Raw genomic sequence first — 3,021 nt, forward strand, 5'->3', positions numbered from 1 at the left:
CACACCGGCTCACTGGCAAACGGTGTAGCCACCTTGGCTAATTTACCGCAAGGTAAAAGTGATGTTTTGCTGCGCGCAACCACTCAAGCTGATGAACAACAACTCATCCAACTGCGTAACGACTTTAAACAACATCTCACCTCCATGCTTAATGAAATACGCAAACAAGCAGCTATTGGCGATGCTATTTTTGAGCAAGAGGACTTTTTTACCCAATGGATGATTGAAACCGGTGCACGCGCAACAGGCCTGTATCAAGGCGCAAAGTCCCTTGTAACGGGTATCGCTGATTTAATCGTATTGGGGATTGATGTAAATATCAGTGTGTATTCTGCCTGTTTTAGGATGATTGATGCCGTTGCCAGTGGTGATAAGCACGCAGTTAAGCACGAACTTGAAACAATTTTAGCCTTTAGCCAAAAAACAACCAGTGCATTATCAGATGCCTTTGAATTATTACTCGCCTTAATGGACGATGAAGACACCCGTAGTACACTCGCACGTTTCCCGTATGACTATATTGAAGCCCACTCGTACGTAGATAAACAACGTATAACCGGTGTAATGGCCTTTGAAATATTATTAGCGATACTAACAGGCGGGGTGGGTGTTGCCGCTTCTGCAGCGAGTAAATCAAAACACCTTGCCAGCGCCAATCGCGCACTGGTTAATATGGCCGATATACTTAAGCGCAAACAGCTAGATAAAACAATATCGCACACAGTATCGCCTGAGCAACCTAAATTAATTGAGCGCATTGACAAGCCCGATGCGGCATTACAACCAGGTACCAATCGAGGCGTAACAACGCAGGTGTATATAAAAACTCAAAAACCTATGCTTACAAAAGATGGCATGGTTATTCCATACGGTAAAACCGAAGCCGATGCAATTTCAATCCAAATGCCTAAAGGTGCCGAGAAAGGAAAAAGCTTTACAAAAAATGGCAAAACCATAACATATGATAAAGATGGTTTTCCTATTTTCAATAGTAAATTCGATGTTACTCTTGATGCCTCACATTTAGGAACGCAAAAGCATGGCAAACACTTTCAGGCGGCAAATGAATCAATACGAAAAGCATTAATAGACGATCCATCTTTAGCTAAAAAAATGAACTTAACACCAATGCAGCATAAGTTTTTTATGAAGAGCCCATCAGTTCAAAGTAAGCCACCGGGATTAACATGGCATCATCATCAAGATTTAGGAAAAATGCAGTTAATTAGTTCAATAGAACATAAAACTTTTTTACCTCATACTGGAGGTATGTCAATTTGGGGAGGAGGATATAAATGATAAACGAATGGGAATTGTATTTGTGGGAAAAAGATAAGCCTTTAAACAAACAAGTCGTTTCTTCGTTTGAGAAAAGAATGGGTATAACTTATCCTGAGAAATATTTAGAGATTATGAACTTGCATCAAGGGAAGGCACCTAATCCTGCATCAATATTAATAAATAATAATATTGAAACTGCTATTAGTTGCTTACTCCATTTTGCCGATGATGATTACGAAAACGTTTACAATGTAGAAACGACTATCTCTACCATGGAAGATAATATACCATATGGAGTTATTCCATTCGCTGATTCCCCTGGGGATGATTACTTCTGCTTTGACTTTAGAATAGAAAATATTGAACCAAAGGTTATTTTTTTCTCTCATGAGTTTAAAGGGGACGAAGCAATATTTCCGGTAGCCGATAGTTTTAAGGAATTCCTAGATAAAATTTATTCTTCTTAAGAACCCTAAATTCTCTTTAACAGCTTACAATATTCAAAACCAAGCTATTAAGTAACTTCTTAATAGCTTGGTTTTATTGGAACATTAAACAATAAAAATCAACCTTCACTTTGTTTTTAATTAATATATTGCCGAAATAGAAAAAGACAGTGTTGATGAAGTAAACCCCCAAGCTTGTTAAATAGTACATGATAAATACTTTATCACCTTTAAGACATACAACAAAAAGCCAATGACAATGGCTTAATCGAGACCATTGATGTGTCTATTTTTGATATCGGATTTTAAGGAGTAATTAAGATGATTAAAAGCCATTACAGCTTTGCACAAAGAAGCTATGACAGAGCAATCAAGTTATACAATAGGTTGCAAGAAGGGGGACTTGGGCGCATTCAAGAAGATCCTAGCCATGGGCTACATAATCATTTTAAGCGTAATCTAATAGACACCTTCCCCATGGAAGCCATTGAAAACCCTAATAGCTACCATGCTTGGCTTTACCTATTACGCGCATCACAATTAGGGCACGGTATTTTTCAAAGTAACGCCAATGATGGTCAAGCCTTTGCATTTTTTTATGATGACGAATACCTAGAAGTAATAGGTAAAGCCGATGACTATGGCACTAAACACGCAACGTGGTTAGAAGCATTATATGCCGCGATTATAGTGCGTAATCAAGACGCTATTGATTTTTTAATCACCACCGACAATGACGTATTTCGTCAAGCGCGATTGGGTGACCAACGCAAACCGTTTGATTACGCCTTAGCTGATTTACTCAAAGGTCTATTCAATCCAAACGCCGATTTAACACATTTACTTGAGCAAGCGTATGTCACCTCAAATCCAGATGATTATCCAGATGATGAGATATATTTACTAGTCAGCCGTCTCAAGTGGCCGTTAGTGTCTGTTATCGAAGCCATCTTCACAGAAGACGGTGAGCAGGCCTACAATAGCGCCATGGAAAAGGCTTTATTACTGCACAAAGAATATTACAGTGATGAGGAGCAATTAGGCGCCAATGAAGGTGCTATCCCTTTAGCGTTAACCGCGATGGCCGTTATCGCTAAAGAAGTCAAAGGCTATCAACTTACTATTGAAAATGAGTATATTCCTGATTGGCTAATCAATGTTAACCCACCAAAACCAGAATAAACGAACGTATAAATAATTACCCACTCTTTAACAACATGAATGTTGTAAGGCTAGGCGCTGCAGCCTTAAAGGATTAGCGCCCTAACCTTTCAAGTAATGGCTACTTTTATGG

General features: G+C 38.9%; 3 protein-coding genes. All 3 read left to right on the top strand.

Annotated features, from left to right (window positions below):
* The coding region (locus GQR52_RS20205) for an HNH endonuclease (RefSeq protein ID WP_165729599.1) at positions 1–1,299 on the top strand (1,299 nt) is incomplete at its 5' end.
* Complete coding sequence (locus tag GQR52_RS20210) at positions 1,296–1,748, top strand: SMI1/KNR4 family protein (RefSeq protein ID WP_007581123.1); 453 nt, start codon at positions 1,296–1,298, stop codon at positions 1,746–1,748. The genes GQR52_RS20205 and GQR52_RS20210, both read left to right, overlap by 4 nt.
* A 300-nt stretch (positions 1,749–2,048) precedes the next feature.
* Positions 2,049–2,909, top strand: a complete 861-nt coding sequence (locus GQR52_RS20215) for an immunity 49 family protein (RefSeq protein ID WP_165729600.1) — start codon at positions 2,049–2,051, stop codon at positions 2,907–2,909.
* Positions 2,910–3,021 lie beyond the last annotated feature (112 nt).

The organism is Pseudoalteromonas sp. 31A1, assembly GCF_011378815.1.
Lineage (GTDB): Bacteria > Pseudomonadota > Gammaproteobacteria > Enterobacterales > Alteromonadaceae > Pseudoalteromonas > Pseudoalteromonas arctica.

Bases quoted from the DNA above. Each gene is read 5' to 3' on its own strand.
- GQR52_RS20210 (WP_007581123.1), top strand. From the start codon at position 1,296: ATGATAAACGAATGGGAATTGTATTTGTGGGAAAAAGATAAGCCTTTA.
- GQR52_RS20215 (WP_165729600.1), top strand. From the start codon at position 2,049: ATGATTAAAAGCCATTACAGCTTTGCACAAAGAAGCTATGACAGAGCA.